This is a genomic window from Streptomyces luteosporeus, from assembly GCF_039532865.1.
GTDB lineage: Bacteria > Actinomycetota > Actinomycetes > Streptomycetales > Streptomycetaceae > Streptomyces > Streptomyces luteosporeus.
The window spans coordinates 1-2,849 of the sequence record NZ_BAAASL010000042.1 but is presented as its reverse complement, the minus strand read 5'-3'; the positions used below and the strand labels follow the sequence as shown (position 1 = coordinate 2,849).

The 2,849-nt window shown below is 54.4% G+C and carries 4 protein-coding genes; all 4 read left to right on the top strand.

The window, feature by feature from the left end:
* A partial coding sequence (locus ABD361_RS30215) for a colicin E3/pyocin S6 family cytotoxin (protein WP_249507855.1) occupies window positions 1–136 on the top strand: 136 nt, incomplete at its 5' end.
* Between the two features lie 9 nt (window positions 137–145).
* On the top strand, window positions 146–403 hold the full coding sequence (locus tag ABD361_RS30210; protein WP_032440455.1) for a colicin E3-like toxin immunity protein: 258 nt from the start codon (window positions 146–148) through the stop codon (window positions 401–403).
* 84 nt (window positions 404–487) lie between these two features.
* A complete protein-coding gene (locus tag ABD361_RS30205) occupies window positions 488–637 on the top strand; it encodes a colicin release lysis protein (protein WP_032440454.1) in 150 nt (49 codons plus the stop codon).
* A 1,483-nt stretch (window positions 638–2,120) separates the two neighbouring features.
* A partial coding sequence (locus tag ABD361_RS30200; protein WP_344440158.1) for a hypothetical protein occupies window positions 2,121–2,849 on the top strand: 729 nt, incomplete at its 3' end.

The following is a 2,849-nucleotide window of genomic DNA, read 5'->3' as shown; positions in this document are numbered from 1 at the left end:
TGAATGGGATTCCCAGCACGGTGAGCTTGAAGGGTATCGTGCCAGTGATGGCGAACACCTAGGCGCATTTGATCCCAAAACGGGTAAGCAGGTTAAAGGGCCAGATCCAAAACGGAACATTAAAAAATATCTTTGAGAGGTAAATATGGGGCTTAAATTACGTTTGACATGGTTTGATAAGAAAACTGAAGAGTTTAAAGGGGAAGAGTATTCTAAAGACTTTGGTGACGATGGTTCTGTCATTGAAAGCTTGGGAATGCCTTTAAAGGATAATATTAATAATGGTGAGTTTGATTTGAAGAAAGAATGGGTTCCTTTACTACAGCCATTTTTTAAAAATCAAATAAAACCTGATGTGGATAATTGTTATATAGCTTTTGATTATCGGGACGGTAACTGGTAACAAAAAATTATCAAGGATGATTTGAAATACTGACTTCCGGTGTTCAGGGATGAATGCCGGAGTCTTTAAATACAGGGAAAGTATATGAAAAAGGTAAAGACTATTTTTCTTTTTATATTGATTGTTGCTGGCTTTCTTCTGGCCGCATGTCAGGCAAATTATATCCGGGATGTTCAGGGCGGAACGGTGGCACCATCGTCCTCCTCTGAACTGACGGGGATCGCGGTTCAGTAGAAAAGATCAAAGGATCTTCTTGAGATCCTTTTTTTCTGCGCGTAATCTTTTGCCCTGTAAACGAAAAAACCACCTGGGGAGGTGGTTTGATCGAAGGTTAAGTCAGTTGGGGAACTGCTTAACCGTGGTAACTGGCTTTCGCAGAGCACAGCAACCAAATCTGTCCTTCCAGTGTAGCCGGACTTTGGCGCACACTTCAAGAGCAACCGCGTGTTTAGCTAAACAAATCCTCTGCGAACTCCCAGTTACCAATGGCTGCTGCCAGTGGCGTTTTGCGTGCTTTCCCGGGTTGGACTCAAGTGAACAGTTACCGGATAAGGCGCAGCAGTCGGGCTGAACGGGGAGTTCTTGCTTACAGCCCAGCTTGGAGCGAACGACCTACACCGAGCCGAGATACCAGTGTGTGAGCTATGAGAAAGCGCCACACTTCCCGCAAGGGAGAACGGCGGACAGGTATCCGGTAAACGGCAGGGTCGGAACAGGAGAGCGCAAGAGGGAGCGACCTACCGGAAACGGTGGGGATCTTTAAGTCCTGTCGGGTTTCGCCCGTACTGTCAGATTCATGGTTGAGCCTCACGGCTCCCACAGATGCACCGAAAAAGCGTCTGTTTATGTGAACTCTGGCAGGAGGGCGGAGCCTATGGAAAAACGCCACCGGCGCGGCCCTGCCGTTTTGCCTCACATGTTAGTCCCCTGCTTATCCACGGAATCTGTGGGTAACTTTGTATGTGTCCGCAGCGCCCGCCGCAGTCTCACGCCCGGAGCGTAGCGACCGAGTGAGCGAGGAGGCGCAATTTCCCCGGCACCTGCAAGACGGTCACCGGACGCGCTGATGTGGGATATTGTCCCCTGATTAAGTCTTTCTATTCCCTGACGATCAATTATCAGGATAGGTGAACCATGTCGGTTTTTCGCTGAACATTTTACGTTAACCTATCTCTGTTGCTTTTTTCTCCTTGCGGAGAAATGCAAGTCATCCCCGCTGGGGCGTGGCTGACTTCAGGGGAAAAGACCTTGCTTACGCTGGCTGGACGCCACCGACGCACGGTCTTTTCCCCTCTTTCTGGCTCTGTCCGGCTGGACGCCGGCCACGCCAGAAATTCACCCGGCCCCCGTCAGGCTCACGCCTGACCACCCACAAAAATCCACGGTGCTGGACGCACCTGACGAAGCAGCAAAGCTGCTCCTGATTTTGCGGGTGGTCAGCCGCTCGCTATGGCGAACTCTGACGGGGGCCGGAACACCGGAAAAGACCGCACTGGGGTGCCGCCTTTTCCTCTCACACGCTGGGGCGTGCTCGTTGTTCCTCCGGGGCTGCGCCTTTTCCGCATGGGGCGGAAAGAGGCTGGCCTCCGCGGTGAAAGCTGAACGCAATCACCACGGACGTGACCGCCGCCGCCATGCCTTGGGGCATGTCCGCGGCTTGTGCAGCGGGGGCTGCGCATCACGCCGGTAAACCCGTCGTCTGAAGGAGAGAGATTGCATGTTTAATACGGATTCGCTTGCCTGGCAGTGGCATATCCCGGAGCTGGCCCGGCAGATTTACCCGTGGGTCAGCTGGCTGTACCGGGAGTATTACAGTCTGGCCGGTTTTTTTCTGGTTATCGGCCTGTTTTTCGGTCTGGCTGAACTCTGGGCCGGCCGAATGCGTTTTGTGGGGCTGAGCCATAAGGCGCGGCGGGAGTATGCCGATCGCTATAAGCGCGATAATAACCGGACTGTGCCATTTTCGGTGCTGGCCTCGCTGGATTCACCCGGGCGGATGGTCAGGGCACGGCGACATGTCTGGAACTACGCGTACTGGCTGACCGGCGCTGCCGGTCTGGCCCTTCTGGGGGGGCTGGTTGTCGCCGTGTTTATCGAGAGCTGGGGAGAAACCGTCCTGCGCCCGGACCTCTATGCGAACGCAGATTATTACCTGCTGCAGCCGGCTAACCTGTTCGGGATAGCCTGGTGTGCCGGAGGGCTTGTCGCCGGCGTCCTTCTGGCGCGGCTGCTGGCGTTCCTGCTGCTTGATGGTCATTTTGCGGCCGCTGACGAGGCGGTGAACGCGAAACTGAATCAGGAGAGCCGGCGCAGCAGCCAGCGGACCGGAGAAATGACAGACGTCCGCCACCTGCATTTCGGGGAGCCGGTACCGGTTAACGCGCTGGCCGATTTTTCCACGGAGCAGGCCCGGAAACAGCAGGCGGTGTTTCTGGGTAAGGATGAG